Genomic DNA, 26,991 nt, shown 5'->3' with positions numbered 1-26,991 from the left:
AAGCGGCCTGCCCGCGCCCGGCCGCCCGGCCGCGGGCCCACGGGAAGGGGCGATCTAGCTAGGCTGGTGACGTGACAGCTCCCCTGCGCGACCCCGCCCATCGGGTGTCCCGCCGCGCCATCACGTTGTGGCTGCTGCAGGCCCTGATCGGTTTCCTGTTCCTTGTGGGCGCCTCGGTGCTGGTGGCGACCATCATCTCGGGCACGAGCTGGTCCTGGGTGCCGGACTGGGCGGCCGGCAACGCCTGGTGGCTGCCCGTGATAGTCGGCGTCCTCACCCTGCCGTTCCTGATCAGCGAGCCGCTGTGGCGGTACGCCGTGCACCGGTGGGAGCTGTCCGGGGACGTGGTGTACGCGCGGTCGGGCTGGGTGAGCCGCGAGTGGGTCTTCGTCCCGGTGAGCCGCATCCAGACCGTGGACAAGCAGCAGGGCTGGTTCGAGCGCATGCTGGGCCTCGCCACCCTGGAGATCCGCACCGCCTCGTACGCGGGCTCCTCCTCCATCCAGGGCCTGGACATCCACGTCGCGTCCCGCCTCGCCGAGGACCTCGCCCACCGCGCCCACGAACTCAGGGACGACGCGACGTGACCACCGACCCCCCCGACCGTCCGTCCCCGCCCTCCGGCGGCACCGTGCCCACCGAGCCTCCCGGCGGCGACCGTTCTGCCGAGCCGCACGACGGTGCTCGTTCTGCCGAGCCTCCCGGCGGCATCCGCCCTTCCGGGCAGCGTGACGGTATCCCTTCCGCCGAGCCTCCCGGTGGCGCGCTTCCCATCGACCACCCCACCCGGCCCACCGTCCCCGACCCGCCTCCCGTCCCGAACGGTGGGGTGCCGCACCGGCCCGCTGCTCCGCCGCCTCCGACGGACCTTCCGCCCGGGGCCGGGCCGCCGCCGGAGTGGGCCGGGGGAGGGGCCGAGGTGCGGCCCTCACGGCTGAGCCCGCTGATCCTGCTGATCGACCCGGTGCGGATGGCGCCGTCCCTGCTGCTGCCGCTGGCGGGTGTGCTGTTCGTCGGGGGGTTCAGGCCGTCGTCGTTCCTCTGGGCGCTGGTCGCGGTGGTCGGGTCCATCGGGTTCGCGGCGCTGCGCTGGGCCACGACCACCTACCAGGTCGTGGCCGACCGGCTGGAGATCACCCGCTCGCTGATCAGCCGCTCGGTGCGCAGCATCCCGCTGGACCGCATCCGGGGGGTGGACATCTCCACCCCGCCGATGCACCGCCTCCTCGGGCTGGCTGTGGTCAAGATCGACACCGGCGCGAGCGGCGGCGACAAGCAGGAGGGCGAGCTCAACGGCGTCTCGGTGGCCGAGGCGGCGCACCTGCGCACGATCCTCCTGAGCCGCAGCCGCACCGCGCGCCCGGCACCCGCCCAGGACGCGGCCGGACGGGAGACGGCCGGGCCGGCCGTGCCCGGCGCGCCGGCCCAGGCCCCCGCGCCCGCCCCCGAGCCGGACCGGGTGTACGTCCGGGTGCCCAGATCGTGGTTCAGGTACGGCCCGCTGTCCGCCACGTACCTTCTCGCGCCGTTCGCGCTGTTCGGTGGTGCCATCGGCCTGGCGTTCCAGTGGGGCGAGAACCTCGGCTTCGGCGAGCGGGCCGCCTGGCAGTTCGCCGAGTGGCTGTGGCACCGTCCCGTGCTGCTGGCCCTCATCGCGCTCGCGCTGGTGGTGGTCAGTCCCCTCGGCGCCTGTGTCATGTACGCGGTGTTCAACTGGAACTTCACGCTGCGCCGCCACGACGCGTCCCTGCTCGCCGAGCGGGGCCTGATCAACCGGCGCAGCGTCTCCCTGGAGCACGCCAGGATCCGCGGCTACGAGTTCGCCGAGGGCCTCCTGGAGCGCACGGCCAAGGTCGGGCGGCTCTGGGCGATCGTCACCGGCCTCGGCGACTCCCGCACCCGCGGCCAGCTCCTGCCGACCGGCCCCCGCGACTTCGTCCTCGGCATCGCCGCCGAAGCGGTCGGCCCCTTCACCGCCCCCCTGGCTCCCCACCCGCCCCAGGCCCGCCGCAGGCGCCTGTTCCGCGCCGTCTTCCCCGGCCTGGTCCTGGCCCTGGCCGCCGTCATCCTGGACTGGCTCTGGCTCGGCGCCGCGGCCCTGGTGATCGCCGCCCTGGGCATCCCCCTAGGCCTGGACCGCTACCGCTCCCTGGGCCACGCCTACGACGGCACCCGCCTGTCCGTCCGCTCCGGTTCCCTTCCCCGCTCACAGGCCGTGGTCGAGCGCCGCGCCGTCGTTGGGTGGACCATCCGCCAGACCTGGTTCCAGCGCCGCGCCAAGGTCCTCACCGTGATCGTCGGCGTAGGCGCGGGCAGCGGCGGCTACCACGCCATCGACACCGGCGAGTCCCAGGGCATCGACTTCGCCACCACCGTCACCCCCGACTGGCTGACCCCGTTCCTCGCTCCCTCCGAGCCCCCGGCGCCTGGCACCACCCGCGCGCCGTAGCCCTCCACGCCTCTGTGACCGCCCTTCCGCCGGGTGCCGGTCGCTGATCGCGGGTCCCGCGCGCCTGTGCCGGGGCCGGCCACCGTTCACATGAGGCCTGGGATCCGGGAACGCCGATGGCGGCCGCCGGGGGGAGGTCGTGTCCGGAGCGGGGTGTGGTGATCGGTGGGTGGGGCCGGACGCCGGCCGCTCTTCATGCTTGGCGGATGCCGCAAGGCCTTTGGGGCCTGCGGCATCGCCACGACGTGTGTGCGGGTGCGTCGGGACGGGCGCTTCGCCTGGGTGGCTAATCCTGGCGGCGGGCGCCGAACATGATCTCGTCCCAGGTGGGGACGGAGGCGCGGCGGCCGCGGGAGCCCTTGCGGGCGGGGCGGGCGGGCTTGGGGGCCTGGGGCGGGACCGCGGGCTCGGCCGCCTTGGGCTCCTTTTCCGGCTTTTCCGACTTGTCGGGCTTGGTGTCGGGCTCGGTGACGGCTGCGGCCGGCTCGGCCTCGCCGCTCAGCCGGGCCGCCGGGACGGCGATCCCGTCCGCGGGCTCGGTGCCGTTGACGGCTGCCGCGGGGCCGCTGTGAGCCGCCGCCGGGGCGGCGGGAGAGGCGGGCGTGCCGTGATCCGTGGCCGGGGTGGCGGGCGCGTTGCTACCGGCGGCGGCCGACGCGGCGGCGGGGGCGGCCGGGACGGGCGGGGCCGTGTGCGTGGGTGCCTTGCGCACCGTCGGCGGGAGCGGCTGCCGGGAGCCCGGCGCGCCGTGCCGCTGACGCCGTCCGGACGGCGGCGGGGCCGGGACCCCGGCCGCGTCGGTCCTGGCGTTCCCCGGACGTGCCTTCGCCGCAGGGGCGGCCGGAGCGGGTGTCTCCACGGTGCGTGCCGCCGCGGGCTTGGGCGTGGTGGATTCGGGCGCGGCAGGGGCCGGGGTGCCCGGCGCCGGCGTGCCCGGTGCCGAGGTGGTCGACGTGGTCGACACGGCCGCCGCCGCTGCGGCAGGTGCCGGTGTGGCCGCCGGTGCCGATGTGGCGGCAGGGGTGGCGGTGGGGTGGGCCGGACCGGTGGTGGCGGGTGCCCGGGTCTCGGGGGTGGCCGGGCGGGCGGGCTCGGCGGCGGGAGTCGCGTCCTGGGCGGCGTCCGACCGGGTGGGTGCGGCGGCCGGGGCCGTGGCCGTGTTGTCCCGCTCTGTGAGCTCGGCGGCGGGTGACGTGCCCTGGGCGGCGTTCGCCGAGGCGGCCGCGGGCGTTGCCTGGGCGGTGCCCGGGGTGGGGCGTCCCGTTGGCGCCGGCGTGGCCTGGGCGGTGCTCGGGTGGGTGGCCTCTGCGGCTGCGGGTGTTGCCTCGGCGGTGCCCGGGGTGGGCTCGGTGGCCGCAGGCGTGGCCTGGGTGGCGTTCGAGCTTGTGGGTGCCGCGGGTGCGGGCTGGGTGTCCGGGTGGGTGGAAGTGGTGGCCGCCGGTGTTGCCTGGGCCTGGGGGCCGGGAGCGGTGGCGTCGTCCGCCGGGGAGTGTGCGGGCTCTGTGGCGGCCGTAGGCGCGGGCTGGGTGCGCGCGGTCGTCGCCGTGGCGGGTACGGCGTCGGCGGTCGCCGGGTGCGGGGAATGGGCGGAGGCCTCGGCGGTCAGGCGGGTGAACTCCGCGTGATGGGCGGAGGCCTCGGCGGTCAGGCGCGTGAACTCGGCGTGGCGGGCGGACACCTCGGACGGCCGGTCCGCGGGGTCGCCCGGGTGGGACGAGAGGCCGGGGGAGACGCGCGACGCGTCCGCAGGCAGGGGCGAGGACTCCGCAGGCGGCTGGGAGTGCTCTGCCGGGCGCGCGGAGGCGGCGGGCAGATGGCCCTGTTCCGCCGGGCGCGCGGAGGCGGCGGGCTCTGCGGGCGGTGCCGTGGAGTGGGACGCGGGCTCTGCCGAGGGCGAGAGGTGCGCGGGCTCGGCGTGGGACGCCGTGGAGCGGTCCGGCTGAGGCGTGGGGGACAGGTGGTCGCCCGGGGTGGCCGTGGACCCGTGGCCGGCCTGGGGGGCGGTCTGCCGGTGGTCGGGCTGGGACGAGTGGTGGTCGGGCTGGGCGGCCGGGGTGCGGTGGTCGGGCTGTGGGGCGCGGTGGTCGGGCGGGTGGGAGGGGGAGAAGTGGATGGGCTTGGGGGTAGGTGGAGGGTCCGCGGGGAGATGGGGGGAATCGGCCCAGTGGGCCGAGGGCTCCGCGTGAGGGTCCTGGGAGCGGGTGGGGAAGGGGGTGGGGTCGGAGTGGTAGGTGGTGGGGCGCGGGGGGACGGGGGTGAGCTTGGCGGCCAGGCGGGGGACGAAGGGGGTGATCGTCGCCTCTTCGGACGGCTCGACGTATTCGGCGGCGGACAGGCGCAGGGCCTCGTCGTCGTGGGGGGTGACGTGGCGGCGGCGCATGTCGTAGAGCCACTCCGCGTTGCGGGTGTGGCCGTTCCAGACGAACCCGAGCTTGATGCGCCAAAGGCCGTCGTCGCGCTTGCAGGAGTCCCAGTCGATCTCGTCGGCCGGCACGCCCCGTCGGTTGAGCCGCTCGGTGACCAGCTCGCCGAGCGTCGGCCCGGGGGTGGGCTCGCCGGGCACCCGGACGGCCACGCGCTGTGCCTGCTGGGCGGTGTATTCGCGTTCCTGCAGCACAGGTCCCTCGAACCAGCGGACTCGCTCCACCGGGATACCCGCGGTGGCGGCGATCTCCTCCGCGGTCTCCCCCGCGCGAATGCGGGCCTGGATCTCCTTGGGGCGCAACGGACTCTCCACTTCGATCTCGTACTGGCCGAGACGGGAGAAGTTGCCGCGGACCGCCGCACGGAGCCGTTCGTCGACCGGAAGCGTGAACCGCGTGCCCCGACCGGCCGTGGCCAGTACGAGGTATGTTCCGTCCTCGCTTACCGCGACGAGTCGGAGCTCCTGCATGCGGGTCCCTTCGTCGTCATGCTCTTTCTTCCCCCGGACCCATGAGTCTCTCGCGTGAGCCGGTTGCCTGCCAGCACCGTACCCGGCATGTCCGAACATCGCCTTTCGCCGCGGCTCCGGGAAGCCAGGAGAGGCGGTCATATCATCGCATTCACCCTATCCAGCGGCTGCTCGTTATGCAGCAAACAGGTAGGGCGTCACGCTCGGATTCTCGCCAATCGCGTGCGATCCCGCCCGCACTTCCCGCAAGACCACCGAAACAGGTTCGTGAGGCTCCCCAGTGGATAGGGGGGACAAGCCCCGGCGAAGGCCGGGGCCGGGGACGCACCAGGGAGAGGGCCGGATGGGTGGCAAGGACGGGCTGGACATCAGCGCACCGCAGGTCGTGGGTGGCGCCCTCGCGGCGGCCACGGCCGCAGTAGGGGCGTCGTTCCTCGGGGTCACGGGCACCGTGATCGGGGCGGCGCTGGCCAGCGTGGCGACCACGGTCGGCAACTCCGTCTACACGCACTACATCGAACGCGGGCACAGGCGGTTACGGGAGCATGGCCTGATCACCGGCGAGCAGGACGACGTGCCGGTGACGTCGGAGGGCGAGGAGGGCCTGGCGAGGGCGGCGCACGCCACGGTCCGCGAGCAGGGTCCCGCCGAGCGCCCGCGGACGCTGGACGACGCCGTCCCGCTGGATCCCGCCACGGCCGAGGTGCCCCACCTGACGCACAAGCCGTCGCCGCGCCGGACCTGGGCGGCCATGGCCGTCGCGACCGCGGCGATCTTCGCGCTGAGCATGGGCGGGATCCTGGCCTTCGAGTTGGTCAGCGGCAGGCCGCTCGCCGCCACCGTGCACGGCAGGGACGGCTCGGGCACCACCCTCGGCGGCACGGTCCGCGACGCCGCCACCCCTGTCCCGTCCCCCACGGTGAACGAGACCTCCGGCGAGCAGGGCGGCGCGGGCACCCCCGAGCCCTCCGCGTCCGTGCCCGCCGACCGCCAGGAGACCGACCCGGCCCCCGCCGACTCCGGCGCGCCGTCCGCCCCGGCCTCCCCGGACGGTTCCGGCGCCGAGACCGGTCAGCCGCAGGACGACCCCGGCGTGGTCGGCCCCGACGGCGAGTGAGCCGATCCCGGCACCGGGTGAGACCGGTCAGCCGAGGACGGTCCGCAGATGGTCGTTGGTGAACAGCCGGGACGGGTCCAGCTCGTCGCGGAGGCGCAGGAAGTCGGGGAAGCGGGGATAGACGCCGGCGAGGTAGGCGGCGTCACGGGTGTGGAGTTTGCCCCAGTGCGGGCGCCCGGCGAGACGCGTCATGATCTGTTCCACCTCCTCGAAGTAGGCGGGGTTCGGCGTGGGCCGGTAGATGTGGCAGGCGATGTACGCGGAGTCGCGGCCGTAGGCGGTGGACAGCCAGGCGTCGCTCGGCGGGGAGACCCGCACCTCGACGGGGAAGGTGATGCCCCAGCCCCGCAGCTCCACCAGGTCGCGGGTCTCGCGCAGCGCCTGGGCGAGGTGCTCGCGGGGGACGGCGTACTCCATCTCCAGGAACCGCACCCGGCGCACGCTGGTGAAGATCTTGTACGAGGCGTCGACGCAGGTGGACGCGGCGAGGGCCCGGGCGGAGAGCGCGTTGATGGACGGGATCGCGCCGGGGAAGCGCCCGCCGGCGGCGCACAGGGCGCCGAACACGGTGTTCTCCAGGAACACGTTGTCCAGCCAGTGCCGGAACGCCCCGGGCGGTTCGGCGGGTCCGGGCGAGCGGTTGTTGCGCTTGGTGAGGCAGGTGTCGGTGTGCGGCAGCCAGAAGAAGTCCAGGTGCTCGTTGGACGAGGTCAGCTCGTCCAGCGAGAACAGGATCTCGCTGAGCGGCATCGGCCGCCGCTCGCTGCGCAGCAGGAACGCGGGCTCCACCCGGAAGGTCACCGCGGTGATCACTCCGAGCGCGCCGAGCCCCACCCGGGCGGCGTCGAACAGGTCGCCCTCGGTCATGGTGACGATCGAGCCGTCGGCGAGGACCATCTCCAGCGCGGTGACCTGGTCGGCGAGCCCGCCCGCCGCGCGGCCGGTGCCGTGGGTGCCGGTCTGGATGGCGCCCGCGACGGTCTGATCGGTGATGTCCCCCATGTTGGCGAGCGCCAGCCCCCGCCGGGCCAGTTCCTCGTTCACCGCCCGCAGCCGGGTGCCGGCCGCGACCCGCACCTGCCCGTCGCGGGTCTCGTCGATCCCGGTGAGCCTCTCGGGCCGCAGCAGCAGGCCGTCGGTGAGCGCGACCCCGGTGAACGAGTGCCCGGTGCCGGTCATCCGCACCCGCAGCCCGCGCGCGGCGGCGTCCCGCACGGCCTCGGCGACCTCGCGGGCGGAGGCGGGCGCCCGGACCTCGGCGGGCGTCGCGGACTGGTTCCTCGCCCAGTTCCGGAAGACGGCTTTCATGCTGGAGCACGATAACCACGCCGGCGGCGGATGAACAGAGATCTGAGCACTACTCACATTCAGCCCCGGCCGCGGCGCGTGCGCCCGGGGCGGAACGGAGGGCTCAGGCGGAGGCGTGCCCCGCCTCCGACGTGCGCAGCCAGGTGTTGCCGCCGAACCCGATCAGCACCGCCAGCAGCGCGCAGCCGAGGGAGAAGACGTACGCGTTGGACGGCCCGAACGTGTCGGTCAGCCGTCCCCCGGCCCACGCGCCGACCGCCACGCCGAACCCGACCGAGGTGGAGATCCACGACATGCCCTCGGTGAGCAGGTGGACCGGGACCAGCCGTTCGATCAGCGCGTAGCCGGTGATGATGGTCGGCGAGATGGCGAGTCCCGCGAAGAACAGGCCGATCGCCATGACGCGGGTGTCCGCGATGAGCAGGATCGGGGAGAGTCCGGCCGCGAACACCGCCAGGCCGCGGGTGAACCGGCGGCGCAGCGAGATCCGCCACCGCCGGGCGCCGTACCAGAGGCCCGACACCAGGCTGCCGCTGGAGAACGCCCCGAGCAGCAGCCCGGCCGCCGCCTTGGTGCCGTGCTCCTCGGCGAAGGCCACCGTGATCAGGTCCACCGAGCCGAACACCGCGCCCATGGCGAGGAACACGCAGGACAGCAGCGCGACGCCCGGGATCGTGATCGGGCTGCCCGAGTTCTCCTCGCCCGTCCGCACCGGCGGCTCGGTGCCCCGCTGCACCGCGAAGGCGATGGTGCCGACCAGGGTGAAGATCAGCGCGAGGATCAGCCCGGCGTAGAGGTCGATCATCGTGGTGAGCGCGGTCACCAGCGCGGGCCCGCTCACGAAGATCACCTCGTCGGCCACCGACTCGAACGAGAACGCCGTGTGCAGCCTGGACGACCCGGCGAGCAGGTGCGACCAGCGGGCCCGCACCATCGAGCCGAGCGAGGTGGCGGCGCCGCCGACGACCACGCCGGTGGCGAACAGGGTCCAGCGCGGGGCGTCGTGGTGGGCGCACAGCATCATGGCGATCAGCGCGGCGCCGTGCAGCAGCACGAAAGGCGTGAGTATTCTGGCCTGGCCGTACCTGTCCACCAGCCGGCCCGTCACCGGAGCCGCGACCGCGTAGGCGACCGAGACCGTCGCCGAGACCGCCCCGGCGGTCGCGTACGATCCGGTGAGCGCCGAGATGAGGAGCACGATGCCGATGCCCAGCATCGACATCGGCATCCGCCCGAAGAAGCCGGCGATGACGAAACCCTTGGCTCCGGGCACGCTGAAAAGCTCCCGGTACGGCCCTACCACGTTCCCGCCCCTCTCACCTGCCCCCGCGGGGCGTCACATCCCGGACGACCTTGACGCACGTCCGCGCGCCGCGACAAGTGATTTTCCGGCAACCTACACGATTCACGACATCCAGGATTAACGTGGGTCAAGTGTCCGCTAGTCCCCTGCCGTCCCGTGCCGCCGTGGCGGGGCTCGCGGTTCTCCTGGTGATCGGTGTGGTGGCCGGTGGCGTGTACCTCCTCGCCGGGGTCGGCGCGGGCGTTCCCGCCGAGGCCGCGCGCACCCCGCAGGCGGGCGCCCTGAACCTCCCGGTGACGCCGTTCCCCTCGCTCACCCCGCCTCCCACCTCCGTCCCGGCCCCGTCGGAGCCCGCCAAGCCCTCGCGGTCCGCCCACACGCCGCCGGCCGCGTCCGGCGAGCCGGTGGCGGACGCGCGGGTGCGGGTCGCCGCCACGCCGCCCCGGCTGATCGCGGTGGCCAGGCAGCCGGTGGGCGAGGACGTGCTGCGCAAGGTCCAGGCGTTGAAGCACGTCACCGGGGTCGCGGTGGCGGACGGCGGCGCGGTCCGGTTCTCCACGGCGACGCTGAACCTCCTGGCCGTGGACCCTGTGGAGTTCCGCCCCTTCGCGCCGAAGGCCGTCGCCGAGGAGCAGGAGGTGTGGAACGCCCTGGCCCGCGGCGAGTTCGTCGCCGAGTCCCGCACGGTCGCCCGCTACCGGCTGGCGCTCGGCGGCGAGTACGCCGCGCAGGGCATCTCCCGGCTGCGGGTCGCCGCGTCCGCGCCGCTCGGGCTGCCCGGCGTGGACGGGCTGGTCGGCAGGGAGGCGGGCCGCACGCTCGGCCTGGTCCCCGGCGTGGCGCTGCTGGTGCACGCGCCGCCCGGCGAGGCCGCCGCCCTCGGCCCCCGGATCAAGCGGCTGCTCGGCGCCGGAGCCCAGGTGGTGGCCGTCGGCTCGGCCCGTTCCGCCAGGTCCCCGGACCCGACGGCGGTCAAGGCCAGGCGGAAGCCCGTGGTGGCGCAGGGCGCGAGCGGCTACCACGTCGGCCGTCCGGGCAGCTACCTGGACCTCTACAAGGTGGCCGCACGGGTCTGTCCCGGCCTGTCGTGGACCGTCCTCGCCGCGATCGGCCAGGTGGAGAGCGGCCACGGACGCAACAACGGGCCGTCCTCGGCGGGCGCGCTCGGCCCCATGCAGTTCATGCCGGCCACCTGGCGCGCGTACGGCGTGGACGGCGACGGCGACGGCAAGTCGGACATCTGGAGCCCGTACGACGCGGTCCCGGGGGCCGCCCGCTACCTGTGCGCCAACGGCGCCGGCCAGGGCGGGAACAAGCTGCGCGGCGCCGTCTACCGCTACAACCACTCGTGGTCCTACGTGGACAAGGTGCTCGGCCTCGCCGGCGCCTACGCCCGCGCGTACACCTGAGGCCGGGGGATCAGGCTCCCGGGCGCCGGGGCGCCGGGCAGCAGGCGGCAGGGCAGGCGGCGGGCTCGGGTTCGTCCAGCAGCTCGCGGACCATCGACACGAACCGCGGGTGGGTGCCCGCGGTGGCCGCACGGGTCAGGTGGAGGCCGAGCTCGCGCGCGGTCTCGGCGGCCTCGGTGTCCAGGTCGTACACGACCTCCATGTGGTCGGACACGAACCCGATCGGCACCAGCACCACGGCCTTGACGCCCTCGGCCGCCAGCGCCGTGAGGTGGTCGCACACGTCCGGCTCCAGCCAGGGCACGCTCGGCGGCCCGCTGCGGCTCTGCCACACCAGGTCGAACGGCCGGTCCCCGGCGACCCGCGCCGCCGCGGCCCGCAGCTGCGCCTCGTACGCCCCGCCGGTCGGCCCGGCGGTGGCGGCCATGCTCAGCGGGATGCTGTGCGCGGTGAACACCAGCCGCGCGCCGTCCCGGTGGGCCTCGGGGAGCCGCCCGAGGGCCTCGCGGGTGTGGTCGCTCATGGCGGCGATGAAGCCGGGGTGGTCGTGGTAGTGGCGCAGCCGCACGATCGGCGGCGCCCCGGGCACGGCGGCGCGGGCGGCGGCGATGTCGTCGAGGTACTGGCGGCAGCTGGAGTACGAGCTGTAGGCCGAGGTCAGGAAGGCCGCCGCCCGCCGCACGCCGTCCGCCGTCATCTGGCGCACGGTGTCGGTGAGGAACGGTTGCCAGTTGCGGTTCCCCCAGTAGATCGGCAGGTCCACGAGGGGCTCCAGCGCGGCGATCAGGTCGCGGCACTGCCCGTTGATCGGGCTGACCCCCCCGAACCGCTGGTAGTGCCCCTCCACCTCCAGCAGCCGCTCCCGCGGCACCCCCCGCCCCCTGACGACGTTTTCCAGGAACGGCATCACGTCCTCCGGCCTCTCCGGACCGCCGAAGGACACCACGAGCAAAGCGTCGTACTGCGCCATGCCTCCATCCAACCGCATGCGCGCGGGTGACACCCCCGGGGCCGAGGACGACCCGGCGGGGAAGTGGTGCGCGGGCTAGGGCGGCGGGTGATGGGGGGGTAGGTTCGGAGAAGTGAGTTTCTTTAAGGACATTCGAGAGTTCGTCGCCCAGCCGCGCCTGCTGTCGCTGCGGCTGTCCCCGGACGGATCCCGGCTGGCGACCGTCGTGCAGTCCCTCAATCCGGACGGCAAGTCCTATGGCACCTCCGTATGGCAGGTACCCGTCGGGCCGGGGGGCGAGCCGCACCGGCTGACCCGGTCGGCGAAGGGTGAGGGCGGCGCCGAGTTCACCCCCGAGGGCGATCTGCTGTTCGTGTCCCGTAGACCCGACCCCGACGTCCGCGACCAGGCCGACGACGAGCCCGGCTCGCTGTGGCTGCTGCCCGCGGCGGGCGGCGAGGCCAGGAAGGTCGCCGAGCGGCCCGGCGGCATCTCGGGCGTCCAGGTGGGCGGGGACACCGTGGTGTTCGTCGCCGACGTGCTGCCGGGGGACGCCGCGGGCGAGGCGGACCGCCGCAAGGCGCGCAAGGACGCGGGGGTCGGCGCGATCCTGCACGAGGGCTACCCGATCCGCTTCTGGGACCACGACCTCGGGCCGGGCGCGCCCAGGCTGTTCGCCGCGCGCCTGCCGGGCCTGGCCGAGCCGCGCGACCTGACCCCGGACGCCGGCGCCGCGCTGGTGGAGGCGTCCTTCGCGGTCACCCCGGACGGCTCGACGGTCGTCACCACGTGGGTGGAGTCGCTGCCCGCGGGAGAGATGCGGGCCGACCTCGTGGCGATCGACGTCGCGACCGGCGACCGCCGGGTGCTGGCCACCTCGTCCGGGCACGACTTCACCGGCCCGCTCGCGATCTCCCCGGACGGCACCAAGGTCGTCTGCTGCCGCGAGGGGCACGCCTCGGAGGAGACGGCCGCCGACTTCGCGCTCTGGGTCGCCGACCTCGCCACCGGCGAGGGGACCGCGCTCACCGCGGACCTGGTGCCGGCATCGGTCGAGTGGACCGCCGACTCCCGGGCCGTGCTGGTCGCGGCGGACCACCAGGGCCGCCGCCCGGTCTTCAAGGTCTCGCTCACCGGCGAGCAGGAACGCCTGACCGCGGGCGACGGCGCGTACCTCGACCTGTGCCCGTCCCCGGACGGCGGCCACCTGTTCGCGCTGCGCAGCTCGGTCGCCGCCCCCGCGGCCCCGGTGCGGATCTCCCTGGCCGACGGCTCGGTCACCGAGCTGGTCTCCCCGGGCCCGGTGCCGCGGGTGCCCGGCACGCTCACCGAGATCTCGGCGGTCGCCGACGACGGCGTGGAGATCAGGGGCTGGCTGGTGCTCCCGGCGGGCGCGTCCGCGGACAGCCCGGCGCCGCTGCTGCTGTGGATCCACGGCGGCCCGGTGGCGAGCTGGTCGGACTGGTCCTGGCGCTGGAACCCGTGGATCATGGCCGAGCAGGGCTACGCCGTCCTGCTGCCCGACCCGTGCCTGTCCACCGGCTACGGCCAGCAGATGATCCAGCGCGGCTGGGGCGTCTGGGGCCCGCGCACCCACGCCGACCTGATGGCGATCACCGACGCCTGCGTGGCGCGGCCCGACATCGACGAGACGCGCACCGGCGCCATGGGCGGCTCCTTCGGCGGCTATATGGCCAACTGGGTGGCCGGGCACACCGACCGCTTCCGCGCCGTGGTCACCCACGCGTCGCTGTGGAACCTCGACCAGTTCGCGGGCACCACCGACTCGTCGATGTACTGGCAGCGGGAGTTCGGCGCCCCCGGCGCCGAGCGGTACGACAAGCTGTCGCCCCACCACTCGCTCGGCGAGATCAAGACGCCCATGCTGGTGATCCACGGCGACCGGGACTACCGCGTGCCGATCGGCGAGGCGCTGCGCCTGTGGTGGGACCTGCAGAGGTCGTCGGTGGAGTCCAAGTTCCTGTACTTCCCCGACGAGAACCACTGGGTCCTCAAGCCCGGCAACGTCGTCGCCTGGTACGAGACCGTGTTCGCCTTCCTCGCGCAGCACGTACTCGGCAAGGACTGGCAGCGCCCCGAGTCGCTGGCATGACCGATTTCCTCGGGCTCGCGGCGGACATCGCGCGCGAGGCGGGCGACATGCTGCTCGCCAAGCGCACGGGCCGCCCGGAGGCCGTGCAGACCAAGTCGAGCCAGACCGACGTGGTCACCGCGCTGGACCGCGCCTCGGAGGAGCTGATCCGGGAGCGGATCCGCGCGGCGCGGCCGGACGACGCCGTGCTCGGCGAGGAGGGCGGCGAGACCGGCGCCGGGCGGGTCCGCTGGATCGTCGACCCGATCGACGGCACCGTCAACTTCATGTACGGCCTGCCGGACTGGGCGGTCAGCGTGGCCGTGGAGGTGGACGGCGAGATCGTCGCCGGGGTGGTCAACGTCCCGCCGCGCGGCGAGCTGTACGCGGCGCGCAAAGGCGGCGGCGCCGAGCTGCTGCGTGCCGGGGCGCCGCCCGAGCGGCTGGCCTGCACGACCGGCGTGTCGCTGCCCCAGGCGCTGATCGCCACCGGGTTCGGCTACCAGCCGGGACGGCGGGCGGTGCAGGGCGAGGTGGTGGCGAAGGTGCTGCCGCGGGTGCGCGACATCCGGCGCGGCGGGTCGGCGGCGGTCGACCTGTGCTCGGTCGCGGCGGGCCGGGTGGACGGCTACTACGAGCGGGGCCCGATGTACTGGGACTTCGCGGCGGGCGGCCTGATCGCCACCGAGGCGGGCGCGAGGATCGGCGGCCTCCACGGCAAGCCGGGCAACACCGGGCTCACGCTGTGCGCGGCGCCCGGCCTGTTCGAGGAACTGCACGACCTGCTCGCGCCGCTCGACCCCGAGCGCGACGCCTGAGCGGAGAACCGAAAGGGCCCGCCCGGGTGACCGGGCGGGCCCTTCGTCGGAGCGGCGGAGATCGTCGGGGCTGATCGGGCCGTTCCCGGCTTATATGTGGTGCTTGTCAGTGCTGGAGCGGCACACCGTTGTCGGTGGCGATCCGGCGTAGATCCTCAATCTCTGCGGTGAGAGTGTCGGCGAGGAAGTCGTCGCCACTGGTGCGCGCCTCCTGAAGGCCTTTGTAGGCCTGGTCGAGCCGGTGTTCTATCGTCGTGGTGAACTCGCCCATCTCACCTTCTTTCTCGATGGGGCAAGAGCGGTCGTGCCACGGGACGCCTAGGGGGAGGGCGAACGAGGGCGCCCTGTCAGGAGTCAGTGGGTCTACGGGGTCTACCCCGCGAGCTGTCTGGCTTAAACCAACAATTCGGGATGTGTGCCGTGTGAGGTATGTCACGGAATCGCCGCGCGGCCGAGTGCTCTTACCGTCCGCTTAGCCTCGATGTGGCGACAATGAACACGGCCGGTCCGCGCAGGCGCGGCCGGGACTCACAGGAGGTGCCAGAGGCCGTGCGAGTGCTTGTGGTGGAAGATGAGCGGGTGCTCGCCGACGCGATCGCGACCGGGCTGCGCCGCGAAGCGATGGCGGTCGACGTGGCGTACGACGGGGCGGGGGCGCTGGAGCGCACCGGCTACATCGACTACGACGTGATAGTCCTGGACCGCGACCTGCCGAAGATCCACGGCGACGAGGTGTGCCGCCGGCTGGTGGCCGAGCGGACCGCCACCCGCATCCTGATGCTCACCGCGTCGGGCGAGGTGGACGACAAGGTGGAGGGCCTGGAGCTCGGCGCGGACGACTACCTCGCCAAGCCCTTCGCGTTCATGGAGCTGGTCGCCCGGGTGCGCGCCCTCGGCCGCCGCTCGGCCCCGGCGCTGCCGCCGGTGCTGGAGCGCGCGGGGATCCGCCTCGACCCGGGCAAGCGCCTGGTCACCAGGGAGGACCAGGAGATCGCGCTGACGAAGAAGGAGTTCGCCGTCCTCGAGGAGCTGATGCGCGCCGAGGGTGCCGTGGTCAGCCAGGAGGACCTGCTGGACAAGGCGTGGGACGAGAACATCGACCCGTTCACCAACGTGGTGCGGGTGACGATGATGACCCTGCGCAAGAAACTCGGTGAGCCGGCGGTGATCGAGACCGTGCCGGGAGTGGGTTACAAGCTGTGAATGAGGACCGTGACCGCGTGGCGGCGCCCGAGGCCGGGCGCCCGAATTTCTCGTCGCCCCAGCCGCTGATCGTCCCCCCGGGTGACCCGGCGGCGGACAACGGGCAGCAGGACCCGGTGCCCACCGCGGTGCACGCCGCCCCACCGGCCACGTCCGGCACCTCTGACTCCTCCCGCCCCTCCCGCCCCTCCCGCCCGCCGGGCGGCTCCAGTTCCGCTGGCAAGATCATGGGCGGCCTCCCCGTGGCCTCGCCCGAGCCTCCGCGCGAGTGGGGGACCCAGGGCGGATCCTGGAAGAGCGACCAGCTGACCGTCGAGAGCCCCCGCGCCGCCCGGCGTACGCGGGCCACCCCGCCGGCGCCGGGCGGGCTGCCCGTCTGGGACGGCCCCCCGCCGGTCGCGCCGCGGCCCGTGCGGCCCGACCTGCTGGACCAGCTGCGGCAGATCCCCGGCCGCATGAGCATCCGGGTCCGGCTCACCTTCACCTACGGCGCCCTGTTCTTCACGGCGGGCGCGCTGCTGCTGTTCGTGATCTACTCGTTCGTCGGCAAGGCGATCTGGGACTCCTGGCCCCCGCTGCCGTTCCCGCTGGAGGACATGGACCCGTCCCTGGCGCTCTCCCTGCAGGAACGCTGGGCCTCGTTCCGCGCCGAGACCATCGACGCCGCCCGCGCGCAGCTGCTCACCCGCTCGCTGATGGCGCTCGGCGGGGTGGGCATCCTCGCGCTGATCTTCGGCTACATCGTGGCGGACCGGGCGCTGCGCCCGGTGCAGAGGATGACCTCCACGGCCCGGCGCCTGTCGGAGACCTCCCTCGCCCACGAGCGCATCGCCCTCCAGGGCCCCGACGACGAGCTGAAGGAGCTGGCCGACACCTTCGACGCCATGCTCGCCCGGCTCAACCGCGCCTTCGACGCCCAGCGGCGCTTCGTGGACAACGCCTCCCACGAGCTGCGCACCCCGCTCGCGATCAACCGCACCGTCCTGGAGGTGGCCCTCGGCGACCCGCACGCCTCGGAGGACCTGCGGGTGCTGGGCCGCACCCTGCTCGGCACCAACGCCAGGAACGAGCACCTCATCGAGGGCCTGCTGCTGCTCGCCCGCAGCGAACGCGAGCTGGCGGTGCGCAAGCCCGTCGATCTTCGCGAGGTGGGCCGCACCGTCGTGGAGCAGCACGCCGCGTTCGCCGAGGAGTGCTCGGTGAGCGTCCAGACCGATCTGCGCCCCTCGCCCACCTTCGGCGACCCGGTGCTGCTGGAACGGCTGGTGGCCAACCTTGTGGAGAACGCCATCAAGCACAACATCCCCTCAGGGGGGCAGGTCTGGCTCCGGACGGGAATGGTGGACGGTGCCCCCGTTGTTCAGGTGGCCAACACGGGGCAACATGTGCCCGCGTACGAAGTGGACGACCTGTTCGAGCCGTTCCGCCGGCTCAACTCCGACCGGGTGGAATCGGCGCGCGGCGCCGGGCTGGGCCTTTCCATCGTGCGCGCGGTCGTGCGTGCGCACCAGGGGATCGTGAAAGCGGTGCCCCGGGAAGGCGGCGGCCTGGTGATGACGGTTCGACTTCCGGCGGGCTGATACGGCGGGGGTCGTCTCGTTCACGCCAGACATGTGGTTGGATGTGCCGTCGAACACGATGGGTCCTGTCGCCAATGCTGTGGTTTTCGCCATATTTGGCTAACCAAGCGGCGAAGGCGGCATGGCCCTCACGTGTTAGGAGGTTCGTCTAGCGTTCCCACGGGGTACCGACAGCGAAATTCCCCGAGGGAGATCGGGCACAAGATGGGCCGCCCAGACGTTACAGGACCCGCGACGCGTGACGAGCAAGCCACAGATGAGGGGGATGGAGTACGCAAATGGCCACCGACTACGACAGCCCGCGCAAGACTGATGACGACCTGAATGAGGACAGCCTCCAGGAGCTTCAGGCGCGGCGGACCGACAAGTCCTCGGGGAGTATCGACATCGACGAGACTGATCTCGCCGAGTCGCTCGAGCTGCCCGGGGCCGACCTGTCGAACGAGGAGCTCTCGCTCCGAGTGATACCGCGGCAGGCGGACGAATTCACCTGCTCGCGCTGCTTCCTGGTACACCACCGCAGCCAGCTCGCCTCCGACAAGGGCGGCCAGCAGATCTGCCGCGAGTGTGCCGCCTGACGTAGCGAGGAGGGGCCGTGACATCGGGAGCGGATGGATCGACGCAGGACCCGCCCGCCGGGCCGGGAGGCCCGCCGGAGCCGGTCGATTCGGGGAAGCCCGTTGAGTCTCCCGCGTCGGCGCTGGAGAAGCGGGAGACAGGGGGCGACGCCGAGGTCGCCGAGCTCGTGGGCAAGCTCGCCGACCCCGGCGGCATCGACGGAGCCGAGCGGCGCAGGCTGCTCGGCAGGCTCACCCTCGCGCTGGCCGACGCCGCCCGCAGGGCGAAGTTCTCGGGGGCGGTGCGCGGGCGATGGCTCGCCGACCTGTTCGCCTCGATCGCGCCGCGGCTGCCGATCAGGGACCTCGCGGCTCTCCAGGAGCACCACTACGGCCTGACCGGGGAACAACTGGCCGACGACCTCGTGCGCACGGCCAGCAAGGCCACGATGGCCGTCGGGGCGATCGGCGGGGCCGTCGCGGCCGCCGAGTTCGCCGCGCCGCCGCTGCTGCTGTCCGCACCCGCGCAGCTGGTGGCCGAGACTCTCGTCGTCGCCGCCATCGAGGTCAAGCTCATCGCCGAGCTGCACGAGGTGTACGGCGTCCAGGTGCAGGGCAACGGCACCCAGCGCGCCCTTGCGTTCACCGTCGCGTGGTCCAAGCAGCGCGGGGTGGACCCTCTGGCGCCCGCGTCGGTCACGCTGGCGCTCGGCGCCGCGGCCAAGGCCGGATTACGCAAACGCCTGCTGCGTACGCTCGGCCGTCATCTCACCACCCTCGGCCCTTTCCTGACCGGCGCCGTCGCCGGCGGGGCCCTGAACAGACTCGCCACCAGACGGCTGTCTGAGGCCATCCGCGCTGATCTGCGCCGCCAGCGCGCCCTGCCTCCCGGCCGCTAGACACCCGTCCGTCCTATAGCGGCTTCCCTTTCTCTTCCGCGGGCCTCTCGCGGCCCTCCCGCCCCCTCGCCCTCCTTACGCTCTCCTGTTCACCTCTCCGCGTACCGCCTCCGTTTACGGTCGGTACCTCTGATACCGGTAAATGAGTCTTTATCGGCCTATGGGGTGAAAGTTAGGTAAGCCGGGAATGTGGCCCGCACTATGCGGGTGCCCCGCACACAGAGAGCTGCGACCGGTTTCGTAAGGTAGTCATAAACCGATCACGAGGGAGGACGCGTGCGCAGCTCATTCCTGATCGTCGCGAACCGGCTGGCGGTGGACAGGACGATCACCGCGGACGGCACCGCGTCCTGGCGGCGCAGCCCAGGGGGTCTGGTCACCGCCATCGCACCGGTGATGCAACGCCGCGACGGCGCGTGGCTGGGCTGGCACGGCGCCCCCGACGAGGAGCTCAAACCGTTCGAGCACGACGGGATGAACCTCATCCCCGTCCCCCTGTCCGCGGGCGAGGTGGAGCTGTACTACGAGGGCTTCTCCAACGCCACGCTGTGGCCGCTGTACCACGACGTGGTGGCCACGCCCATCTACTCCCGCGTGCTGTGGGACGCCTACCGCGCGGTCAACGAACGCTTCGCCCGCGCCGCGGCCGACATCGCCGCCGACAACGCCGTCGTCTGGGTGCAGGACTACCAGCTGCAGCTCGTCCCGGCGATGCTGCGGGCGCTGCGCCCGGACCTGCGGATCGGCTTCTTCCTGCACATCCCGTTCCCGCCGGCCGAGCTGTTCTGGCAGCTCCCGTGGCGGCGCGAGATCCTTGAGGGCCTGCTCGGCGCCGACCTGGTCGGGTTCCAGCGGCCCGGCGGCGCGTCCAACTTCATCCGGCTGTGCCGCCGCCAGCTCGGCCTGCAGAACCAGCGCCAGGAGATCACCTACGGCGACCGCACCGTCCGGGCCGAGGCGTTCCCCATCTCGGTGGACTTCGGCGAGCTGGACTCCCTGGTGCGCGAGCCGCACATCCTGGCCCGCGCCAAGGAGGTGCGCGCCGAGCTCGGCGAGCCCGAGCACGTCCTGCTCGGGGTGGACCGGCTCGACTACACCAAGGGCATCGCCCAGCGGCTGAAGGCGTTCGGCGAGCTGCTCGCCGACGGCAGCATCCGCCCGGGTGAGGCGGTGTTCGTGCAGATCGCCACCCCGAGCAGGGAGCGGGTCGAGGAGTACCGCAACCTGCGCGACGAGATCGAGCAGCGGGTGGGCCGGATCAACGGGCAGTACGGCATGCTCGGCGTGCCCCCGGTCAACTACCTCCACCAGTCCTACGGCCGCGACGAGCTGGCCGCGTTGTACTGCGCCGCCGACGTGATGGTGGTCTCGCCGCTGCGCGACGGCATGAACCTCGTCGCCAAGGAGTACGTCGCCTGCCGCCACGACCTGCGCGGCGCGCTGGTGCTCAGTGAGTTCGCCGGGGCGGCCGACGAGCTCAAGCACGCCTTCCTGGTCAACCCCTGGGACACCGACGGCCTGAAACGCCAGATGCTCGCCGCGATGCGGGCCACCCCGCACGAGCTGTCGCGCCGCATGCGCTCCATGCGCAGGCGCGTCGCGACCTACGACGTCGACCGGTGGGCGGGGGACTTCCTCACCGCGCTGGAGCGCTGACCCCGGCGGCCCCTACGACTTGGCGATCCGCTCGGCCTTGGCGGGCAGGGACTTCCATGCCCGGTACCGCTTGTGGGCCGTGCGGGTCGCTACGATGCGGGCCACCTCCATGCCGACGCCGAGCACCACGGCGAAGCCGATCGCCTCAGCCAGGCTGGTCTCCAGCGAGTTGGGGTCGGCCGGGGGCTTCTTGCCGGTGCTCTTCTGCCAGCCGAACTCGATCGCCTTGCGGGCGGCGAACCCCACGCCGAGCCCGACCACGGCGCCGATCAGCCGCCAGGCCATGTCCTGCTTCTCCTCGTCCGATGACTTCGGCATGCCCTCTCCCTCGTCGCGATCTACGCAGAACCCTAATCTCCCACGACGCGCGGTGTGGCGACGCCATACCATAGGGCGGCATGACCGAACAGCGACCGCGCCCTCCAGCCATTCCCGAGAAACCCGCTCTCGACGGCCTGGAGCAGGTATGGGCGGCCCGCTGGGAGGCGGACGGCACCTACCGCTTCGACCGCGCCAAGACCCGTGACCAGGTCTACTCGATCGACACCCCGCCCCCCACCGTGTCCGGCTCCCTGCACGTCGGCCACGTCTTCTCCTATACCCACACCGACCTGGTCGCCCGTTTCCGGCGCATGCGCGGGCAGGAGGTCTTCTACCCCATGGGGTGGGACGACAACGGCCTGCCCACCGAGCGCCGCGTGCAGAACCACTTCGGCGTGCGCTGCGACCCCGCCCTGCCCTACGACCCGGGCTTCGCGCCGCCGGAGCGGCCCGACCCCAAGCGCCCGGTAGGGGTGTCGCGGCGCAACTTCATCGAGCTGTGCGAGCGGCTCACCGCGCAGGACGAGAAGGCCTTCGAGGAGCTGTGGCGCAGGCTCGGCCTGTCGGTCGACTGGTCGCTGACCTACGCGACCATCGACGCGACCTCCCGCGCCGCGTCCCAGCGGGCCTTCCTGCGCAACCTCGCCCGCGGCGAGGCGTACGCCGCCGAGGGCCCCACCCTGTGGGATGTCGGCTTCCGCACCGCGGTCGCGCAGGCCGAGCTCGAGGACCGCGAGTGGCCCGGCGCCTTCCACCGCATCAGGTTCGGCGGGGTGCCCGGCACGGCGTACTCCGGCGGCGTGGTGATCGAGACCACCCGGCCCGAGCTGCTGCCCGCGTGCGTGGCCCTGGTCGCCCACCCCGACGACGAGCGCTACCGGCCGCTGATCGGCAAGACGGTGAGCACACCGGTGTTCGGCGTCCAGGTCCCCGTGATGGCGCACCGCCTGGCCGAGCGGGACAAGGGCTCGGGCATCGCGATGATCTGCACCTTCGGCGACGTCGCCGATGTCGTGTGGTGGCGCGAGCTGGACCTCCCCACCCGGGCCGTCATCGGGTGGGACGGCCGCGTGCTGGCCACGCCGCCGCAGGGCGTGCCCGCCGAGCCGTACGCCGAGCTGGCCGGCAGAACCGTCCACGGCGCCAAGGAGCGCGTGGTCGAGATGCTCAGGGACGCCGGCGCGCTGGAGGGCGAGCCGCGGCCGGTCAGCCGTCCGGTGAAGTTCTACGAGAAGGGCGACCGGCCCCTGGAGATCGTCTCCACCCGCCAGTGGTACATCCGCAACGGCGGCAGGGACGCCGGGCTGCGCGAGGCGCTGCTGGAGCGGGGGAGCGAGCTGCGCTGGCACCCGCCGCACATGCGGGTGCGCTACGAGAACTGGGTGCGGGGCCTCGCGGGGGACTGGCTGATCTCGCGGCAGCGGTTCTTCGGCGTGCCGATCCCGGTGTGGTACCCCCTGGACTCGGCCGGTGAGCCGATCCACGACGCGCCGATCGTGCCGTGCGAGGATTCGCTGCCGGTGGACCCCTCCAGTGACGTGCCGCCCGGGTTCGCCGAGGAGCAGCGCGGCCGGCCGTTCGGGTTCGCCGGGGACCCCGACGTGATGGACACCTGGGCCACCTCGTCGCTGTCGCCGCAGACGGTGTCCGGCTGGGAGCGCGACCCCGACCTGTTCGCGCGGGTGTTCCCGATGGACCTGCGCCCGCAGGCGCACGAGATCATCCGCACCTGGCTGTTCGCCTCGGTGGTGAGAGCGCACCTGGAGAACGGCGTGCTGCCCTGGCGGAACGCGGCGATCTCCGGCTGGATCCTCGACCCCGACCGCAAGAAGATGTCCAAGTCCAAGGGCAACGTCGTCACGCCGCTCGGCCTGCTGGAGGAGTACGGCTCGGACGCCGTGCGCTACTGGGCGGCCGGGGGCCGTCCCGGCACGGACACGGCGTTCGACACCGGCCAGATCAAGGTGGGGCGCCGCCTGGCCATCAAGATCCTCAACGCCTCCCGGTTCGCGCTGGGGTTCGGCGAGGGGCAGGACGGCGACGGCGCGGTCACCGAGGCGCTTGACCTCTCGATGCTGGCCCGCCTGGCGGCGGTGGTCGAGGACGCCACGGCGGCGCTTTCGTCCTACGACTACACGCGGGCGCTGGAGGCCACCGAGCGGTTCTTCTGGGAGTTCTGCGACGACTACCTGGAGCTGGTCAAGTCCCGGGCCTACGGCGCGGACGCCGGGGCGCGCTCGGCCCGCGCGGCGTTGCGGCGGGCGCTGGACGTGCTGCTGCGGCTGTTCGCGCCGTTCCTGCCGTTCGTCACCGAAGAGGTCTGGTCGTGGTGGCGGCCGGGTACGGTGCACCGCGCCGCCTGGCCGGTGCCCGCCGAGGCGGACGCCGGGGGCGACCCCGCGCTGCTGGCGGCGGTCTCCGAGGTGCTCAGGGAGATCCGCAAGGCCAAGTCCACCGCCCGGGTGTCCATGCGGGCCGGGGTGGCCGTGCTGAGCGTCACCGGGCCGGACGCCGGGCTCATCGGGTCGGCCCGCGGCGATCTGTGCGCGGCGGGCGTGGTGGACGAGTTCGTGCTGGCCGGAGGGAGCGGCGAGCCGCGGATCGAGGTCACGCTCGCCGGCTGACGCCCGCCGGACACCGCACCATCAACCACGATTAATCTGGACATATGCCCTGGCAGAAGAGCCGGAGCGTGATGCATCGAGCCCGGGACGCGCCCTTAATCCGCGCGCGTTCCGGGGCGCGGCGTGCCAGTCTGGAGGCGTGATCGCGGAACTGGGAACCGAAGAGCGCCGGGTGCCGGCCGTCCTAGCGGCGCTGGCCTCCTGGAGCTGGCGGCTGATCGTCATCGGGGTGGTGATCTACTTCTCGGCGCAGATCCTCGTCCACCTCAGCTTCGTGGCGCTGCCGGTGGCGATCGCCCTGCTGCTCAGCGCCCTGCTCTACCCGCTCACCCGGCAGTTCCTGCGGCTCGGCCTGCGCCCCATCTGGGCGACCTGGGCCACCCTGCTGCTGTCGTTCGCGGCCATCGGCGGCCTCGGCGTCATCATCGGCACCCGGGCCAACGACGAGTTCCCCCGCCTGGTCGGCCAGGTGCAGAACACCGCGCGCGAGGTGGAGAACTGGCTGCTGACCGGCCCGTTCCACCTGCAGAGGGCCCAGCTGACCGGCATCGTCGACGAGCTGGCCCGGCAGGCCAACGCGCAGCGCAGCGCGATCACCACCACGCTGCTGTCCACGGCGGCGACCTTCGTGCAGGTCCTCGCCTCCATCGTGCTGCTGCTGTTCATCACCTTCTTCATGCTCAAGGACGGCGACAAGATCTGGTCGTGGTTCCTGCGGGCGTTCGGCTCGGTGGCGCCCCGGGTGGACCGGGCCGGCCGCGCCGCGTGGGTCACGCTCTCGCAGTACATCCACGGCACCGTCATCGTCGCGGCCATCCACGGCCTGGTGATCGGCATCGTGCTGTTCGGCATGGGCGTGCCGCTGTGGGCGCCGCTGGCCGTGATGATCTTCCTGGCCAGCTTCATCCCCATCGTCGGCATCTTCTTCGCCGGGGGCCTGGCCGCGCTGGTCACCCTGGGCGCCAAGGGCGTGGTGTACGCCCTGGTGTTCGTCGGCATCCTGCTCATCGAGCAGCAGCTGGAGAACCACGTGCTCCAGCCGCTGATCGTCGGCAGGGCCGTCCAGTTCCACCCGCTGGCGATCATCATGGTGCTGGCGGTGGGCGGCATCCTCGGCGGCATCGCGGGCGCGGCCATCGCCGTCCCGGTCGCCGCCGTGGTCTACCGAGCGCTGCCCGCGCTGCGCGCCGCTCCACCGGAGCTGCTGCCGGCGCCCGAGCACGAACCTCCACCTCGCCTACCGGGAGGCGGCGCGGGGGACACCGGGGGCGCCGCCGCGGCGCGGCCGATGGACGACGGGCCGTCCGAGGAGCCCCCGGCACCGGCCGGGCCCGTGGAGCACCCGGGTGGCCGCGCGGGGGAGGACGTGTCGGCCCAGCGCAGCGGGTAAGGTCTCGACGTGTAACCCGCACTGCCACGACAAGGTGAATAGATGATCGAGGTGCTGATCCGGCGGCTCGACCCGGAGCTCCCGCTCCCGGCGTACGCCCATCCCGGCGACGCGGGCGCGGATCTCTACGCCGCACAGGACGTCGAGCTGCTGCCCGGCGAGCGCGCCGTGGTCGGCACCGGGATCGCGATCGCGCTGCCCGACGGCTACGCGGCGTTCGTGCACCCGCGGTCCGGGCTCGCCAGCAAGTTCGGCGTCACCCTGGTCAACGCGCCGGGCACCGTCGACGCCGGCTACCGCGGCGAGATCAAGGTCACCCTGCTGAACACCGACCGCAAGGACTCCCTGCGGCTCAGGCGTGGCGACCGCATCGCCCAGCTCGTCGTGCAGCGCGTGGAGAAGGCGGCCTTCTACGAGGTGGACCGGCTTCCCGGGTCGGTGCGCGGCACCGACGGGTTCGGATCCACCGGCCGATGAGTCGATCAAGGCGATAAAGGAGTGTGAACGAAGTGTTCCGACGCCGCCGCCAAGCAGCGGAAAAAGATGTGACGGCCCCGGCCGCCGATGAGGCATCGGGCCCCGTCCGCGAGTCGGGACCCTGGGACGCCGACGAGGCGCATCCCGAGACCGAGCGCGTCGATCTCGGCGGCCTGCGGCTGCCGATCGGCTCGGGGTTCGAGGTCCAGCTCAACGTCGCCGGGGACACCATCGTCGGCGCCGTCGTGCTGGTGAACGAGAGCGCTCTCCAGGTGCACGCGTTCGCCGCGCCGAAGCGCAACGGCATCTGGGGCGAGGTCCGCGCGGACCTCGCCCGCGAGCTGACCGGCGCCGGGGGTTCCTGCGAGGAGCAGGAGGGCCCGTTCGGGCCCGAGCTGGCCGCCCGCATCAAGCAGGAGGGCGAGCTGCAGCCGGTCCGGTTCCTCGGCGTCGACGGCCCGCGCTGGTTCCTGCGCGGGGTGATCAGCGGGCGCGCCATCGCCGACCCCGAGGCCGCGAAGGTTCTCGAGGACGTCATGCGGGACATCGTCGTGGTGCGCGGGGACCAGCCGATGGCCCCGAAAGAGCCCATCGAGCTGCGGCTGCCCGCCGAGGCCCGGCAGGCCGTCGAGGAGGAGGCAGCCAAGGACGGCAGGCCCTTGCTCGATCCGTTCCACAGGGGACCTGAGATCACCGAGGTCCGCTGACGTATCCTGCGGTCAGGATCGCAGTGGGTGTGCCCTGAGGAGTGAGCGACATGAGTACTGCGGAGCCCGTCAAGCGCGGGCTGCGCGGGTTCTTCCGGCGCCTGGCGACCAGCCAGGCCGAGCTGGAGGCCGCGGAGCTCCAGGAAGATCTGGATCGCCACGGCGCGACCCCGATCGCGTCGTGCGGGCAGCGGCGCAGGTTCTGCGTGGCGGGCACGCTCCGCACGGTCACCCTGCGCCCGCGGGGCGGGGTGCCGTCCCTTGAGGCCGAGCTGTACGACGGCTCCGACGTGGTCGACCTGGTCTGGCTCGGCCGCCGTAAGATCATCGGGATCGAACCCGGCCGGGTGGTGCGCGCAGAGGGCCTGGTGAGCATCCAGGACGGGCGCAAGGTGATGTTCAACCCCCGCTACGAACTGCGCCCCGCGAGCGGCGAGTGACCGGGCGGGCGGCGGACGACGGGAGAGTGTGGCCGGTGCGCGACGACGTCACGGGGAGCGTGCGATGAGTGGAGCGGGTGAACCGGGGCCGGTAGCACCGGTGATGGGGCCGCAGACGACCGCCGAGGAGGCAGCGGCGCACGACACGGTCGAGTCGGCCATCCGGGCGCAGCTCGCCAAGGCGCTCGGCGGGGTCCGGGGCATCGTCGAGGCGGCGGTCCCGACCGTGGCGTTCACCCTCGCGTGGATCACCACCGAGCAGCTGAAGCTCTCGCTGATGATCGGCATCGGCGCGGCGGTGGTGCTGCTGGTCGTGCGGATCGCGCAGCGCTCCACGCCGCAGTTCGTGCTGAACAGCCTGATCGGCATCGGCATCGGCGCCTTCCTGGCCTCGCGGTCGGGTGAGGCCAAGGACGTCTTCCTGCCCGGCATCTGGTACAACGGCGCGTACGCCGTCGCCATGCTGCTGTCCATCGCGGTCCGGTGGCCGGTGGTCGGCTTCCTGATCGGGTCGGTGACCGGCGACCCGACCGGATGGCGGCGCGACCCCGGCATCGTGCGGCTCTGCTCGCGGCTCACCTGGCTGCTGATCCTGCCGTGCCTGCTGCGGGTGGCCGTGCAGCTCCCGCTCTACTGGGCCGACCAGGTGGCCGTGCTCGGCGTGGCCAAACTCGTGCTCGGCTGGCCCTTCCAGGTCGCCGCGCTCGCCGCCATGGTGTGGGTCCTCGCCCGCGGCCGCACCCCGATCGCCGCGCCCCCACCCGTCCAGGGGGCCTGACCCGGCCCTCGCCGGAACCCG

At 73.1% G+C, this 26,991-nt stretch carries 23 protein-coding genes; 17 read left to right on the top strand and 6 right to left on the bottom strand.

Going from position 1 to position 26,991, the window contains the following annotated elements; genetic code table 11:
- Positions 1–71 precede the first annotated feature (71 nt).
- Both ACFP1K_RS28655 and ACFP1K_RS28650 read left to right on the top strand, forming a co-directional pair.
- Positions 72–587 (top strand): PH domain-containing protein, encoded by a 516-nt coding sequence (locus ACFP1K_RS28655; protein WP_380759006.1) that lies wholly within the window; start codon positions 72–74, stop codon positions 585–587.
- A complete protein-coding gene (locus tag ACFP1K_RS28650) occupies positions 584–2,449 on the top strand; it encodes a PH domain-containing protein (protein ID WP_380759004.1) in 1,866 nt (621 codons plus the stop codon). Before ACFP1K_RS28655 ends, ACFP1K_RS28650 begins: the two co-directional genes overlap by 4 nt.
- A gap of 286 nt (positions 2,450–2,735) precedes the next feature.
- Here the strand turns inward: ACFP1K_RS28650 and sepH are convergent, their stop codons facing one another.
- Positions 2,736–5,342, bottom strand: coding sequence for a septation protein SepH (gene sepH, locus ACFP1K_RS28645; RefSeq protein WP_380759002.1), 2,607 nt, complete (start codon positions 5,340–5,342; stop codon positions 2,736–2,738).
- 343 nt (positions 5,343–5,685) lie between these two features.
- Between sepH and ACFP1K_RS28640 the strand changes: the two genes are divergently transcribed.
- Positions 5,686–6,459, top strand: a complete 774-nt coding sequence (locus ACFP1K_RS28640) for a hypothetical protein (protein ID WP_380759000.1) — start codon at positions 5,686–5,688, stop codon at positions 6,457–6,459.
- Between the two features lie 27 nt (positions 6,460–6,486).
- Here ACFP1K_RS28640 and ACFP1K_RS28635 read toward each other — a convergent pair whose 3' ends face one another.
- On the bottom strand, positions 6,487–7,767 hold the full coding sequence (locus ACFP1K_RS28635) for a D-arabinono-1,4-lactone oxidase (RefSeq protein ID WP_380758998.1): 1,281 nt from the start codon (positions 7,765–7,767) through the stop codon (positions 6,487–6,489).
- 103 nt (positions 7,768–7,870) lie between these two features.
- Positions 7,871–9,040, bottom strand: coding sequence for an MFS transporter (locus ACFP1K_RS28630; RefSeq protein WP_380758996.1), 1,170 nt, complete (start codon positions 9,038–9,040; stop codon positions 7,871–7,873).
- 161 nt (positions 9,041–9,201) lie between these two features.
- Here ACFP1K_RS28630 and ACFP1K_RS28625 point away from each other — a divergent pair, with 161 nt between their 5' ends.
- Positions 9,202–10,479: a lytic murein transglycosylase gene (locus ACFP1K_RS28625; RefSeq protein ID WP_380758994.1), complete on the top strand. Its 1,278-nt coding sequence runs from the start codon at positions 9,202–9,204 to the stop codon at positions 10,477–10,479.
- Positions 10,480–10,489: 10 nt separating this feature from the next.
- Here ACFP1K_RS28625 and ACFP1K_RS28620 read toward each other — a convergent pair whose 3' ends face one another.
- Entirely contained in the window at positions 10,490–11,449 is a 960-nt protein-coding gene (locus ACFP1K_RS28620) for a ferrochelatase (RefSeq protein WP_380758991.1), read from the bottom strand.
- Between the two features lie 112 nt (positions 11,450–11,561).
- Here ACFP1K_RS28620 and ACFP1K_RS28615 point away from each other — a divergent pair, with 112 nt between their 5' ends.
- Positions 11,562–13,541, top strand: a complete 1,980-nt coding sequence (locus ACFP1K_RS28615; RefSeq protein WP_380758989.1) for a S9 family peptidase — start codon at positions 11,562–11,564, stop codon at positions 13,539–13,541.
- The gene (locus ACFP1K_RS28610; RefSeq protein WP_380758987.1) at positions 13,538–14,338 is read left to right on the top strand and encodes an inositol monophosphatase family protein; all 801 of its coding nucleotides are present in this window, start codon (positions 13,538–13,540) and stop codon (positions 14,336–14,338) included. The genes ACFP1K_RS28615 and ACFP1K_RS28610 overlap by 4 nt, the downstream gene beginning before the upstream one ends.
- 106 nt (positions 14,339–14,444) lie before the next feature.
- Here ACFP1K_RS28610 and ACFP1K_RS28605 read toward each other — a convergent pair whose 3' ends face one another.
- A complete protein-coding gene (locus ACFP1K_RS28605; RefSeq protein WP_380758985.1) occupies positions 14,445–14,609 on the bottom strand; it encodes a hypothetical protein in 165 nt (54 codons plus the stop codon).
- Positions 14,610–14,887: 278 nt separating this feature from the next.
- Here ACFP1K_RS28605 and ACFP1K_RS28600 point away from each other — a divergent pair, with 278 nt between their 5' ends.
- From ACFP1K_RS28600 to ACFP1K_RS28580, 5 genes are all read left to right on the top strand, one after another.
- The gene (locus ACFP1K_RS28600) at positions 14,888–15,541 is read left to right on the top strand and encodes a response regulator transcription factor (protein WP_380758983.1); all 654 of its coding nucleotides are present in this window, start codon (positions 14,888–14,890) and stop codon (positions 15,539–15,541) included.
- 17 nt (positions 15,542–15,558) lie between these two features.
- Positions 15,559–17,121, top strand: a complete 1,563-nt coding sequence (locus ACFP1K_RS28595) for a sensor histidine kinase (RefSeq protein ID WP_380758980.1) — start codon at positions 15,559–15,561, stop codon at positions 17,119–17,121.
- A gap of 278 nt (positions 17,122–17,399) precedes the next feature.
- Positions 17,400–17,699 carry a DUF4193 domain-containing protein gene (locus ACFP1K_RS28590; protein ID WP_347633385.1) on the top strand — a complete coding sequence of 100 codons (300 nt, stop codon included), beginning with the start codon at positions 17,400–17,402 and terminating at the stop codon, positions 17,697–17,699.
- Between the two features lie 17 nt (positions 17,700–17,716).
- Positions 17,717–18,577: a hypothetical protein gene (locus ACFP1K_RS28585; protein WP_380758978.1), complete on the top strand. Its 861-nt coding sequence runs from the start codon at positions 17,717–17,719 to the stop codon at positions 18,575–18,577.
- Between the two features lie 276 nt (positions 18,578–18,853).
- A complete protein-coding gene (locus tag ACFP1K_RS28580) occupies positions 18,854–20,233 on the top strand; it encodes an alpha,alpha-trehalose-phosphate synthase (UDP-forming) (protein ID WP_380758976.1) in 1,380 nt (459 codons plus the stop codon).
- Positions 20,234–20,245: 12 nt separating this feature from the next.
- Here the strand turns inward: ACFP1K_RS28580 and ACFP1K_RS28575 are convergent, their stop codons facing one another.
- Positions 20,246–20,551 (bottom strand): DUF4235 domain-containing protein, encoded by a 306-nt coding sequence (locus ACFP1K_RS28575; protein ID WP_380758974.1) that lies wholly within the window; start codon positions 20,549–20,551, stop codon positions 20,246–20,248.
- Between the two features lie 80 nt (positions 20,552–20,631).
- Here ACFP1K_RS28575 and valS point away from each other — a divergent pair, with 80 nt between their 5' ends.
- The 6 genes from valS to ACFP1K_RS28545 all read left to right on the top strand — a co-directional run bounded on the left by valS (position 20,632) and on the right by ACFP1K_RS28545 (position 26,970).
- The gene (gene valS, locus ACFP1K_RS28570) at positions 20,632–23,178 is read left to right on the top strand and encodes a valine--tRNA ligase (protein WP_380758972.1); all 2,547 of its coding nucleotides are present in this window, start codon (positions 20,632–20,634) and stop codon (positions 23,176–23,178) included.
- A 139-nt stretch (positions 23,179–23,317) separates the two neighbouring features.
- Positions 23,318–24,568 carry an AI-2E family transporter gene (locus ACFP1K_RS28565; RefSeq protein ID WP_380758970.1) on the top strand — a complete coding sequence of 417 codons (1,251 nt, stop codon included), beginning with the start codon at positions 23,318–23,320 and terminating at the stop codon, positions 24,566–24,568.
- Positions 24,569–24,610: 42 nt separating this feature from the next.
- Positions 24,611–25,045 carry a dUTP diphosphatase gene (gene dut, locus ACFP1K_RS28560; RefSeq protein ID WP_380758969.1) on the top strand — a complete coding sequence of 145 codons (435 nt, stop codon included), beginning with the start codon at positions 24,611–24,613 and terminating at the stop codon, positions 25,043–25,045.
- Between the two features lie 23 nt (positions 25,046–25,068).
- Complete coding sequence (locus tag ACFP1K_RS28555; RefSeq protein WP_380758966.1) at positions 25,069–25,752, top strand: DUF3710 domain-containing protein; 684 nt, start codon at positions 25,069–25,071, stop codon at positions 25,750–25,752.
- Between the two features lie 50 nt (positions 25,753–25,802).
- The gene (locus ACFP1K_RS28550; RefSeq protein ID WP_380758964.1) at positions 25,803–26,192 is read left to right on the top strand and encodes an OB-fold nucleic acid binding domain-containing protein; all 390 of its coding nucleotides are present in this window, start codon (positions 25,803–25,805) and stop codon (positions 26,190–26,192) included.
- A gap of 64 nt (positions 26,193–26,256) precedes the next feature.
- Positions 26,257–26,970: a DUF3159 domain-containing protein gene (locus tag ACFP1K_RS28545; RefSeq protein WP_380758962.1), complete on the top strand. Its 714-nt coding sequence runs from the start codon at positions 26,257–26,259 to the stop codon at positions 26,968–26,970.
- The last annotated feature ends 21 nt before the right edge of the window (positions 26,971–26,991 follow it).

Source organism: Sphaerisporangium aureirubrum (genome assembly GCF_042658925.1).
Classification (GTDB): domain Bacteria; phylum Actinomycetota; class Actinomycetes; order Streptosporangiales; family Streptosporangiaceae; genus Sphaerisporangium; species Sphaerisporangium aureirubrum.
The sequence above is the reverse complement of the archived record's forward strand: the minus strand, read 5'-3'. Positions and strand labels throughout refer to the sequence as shown.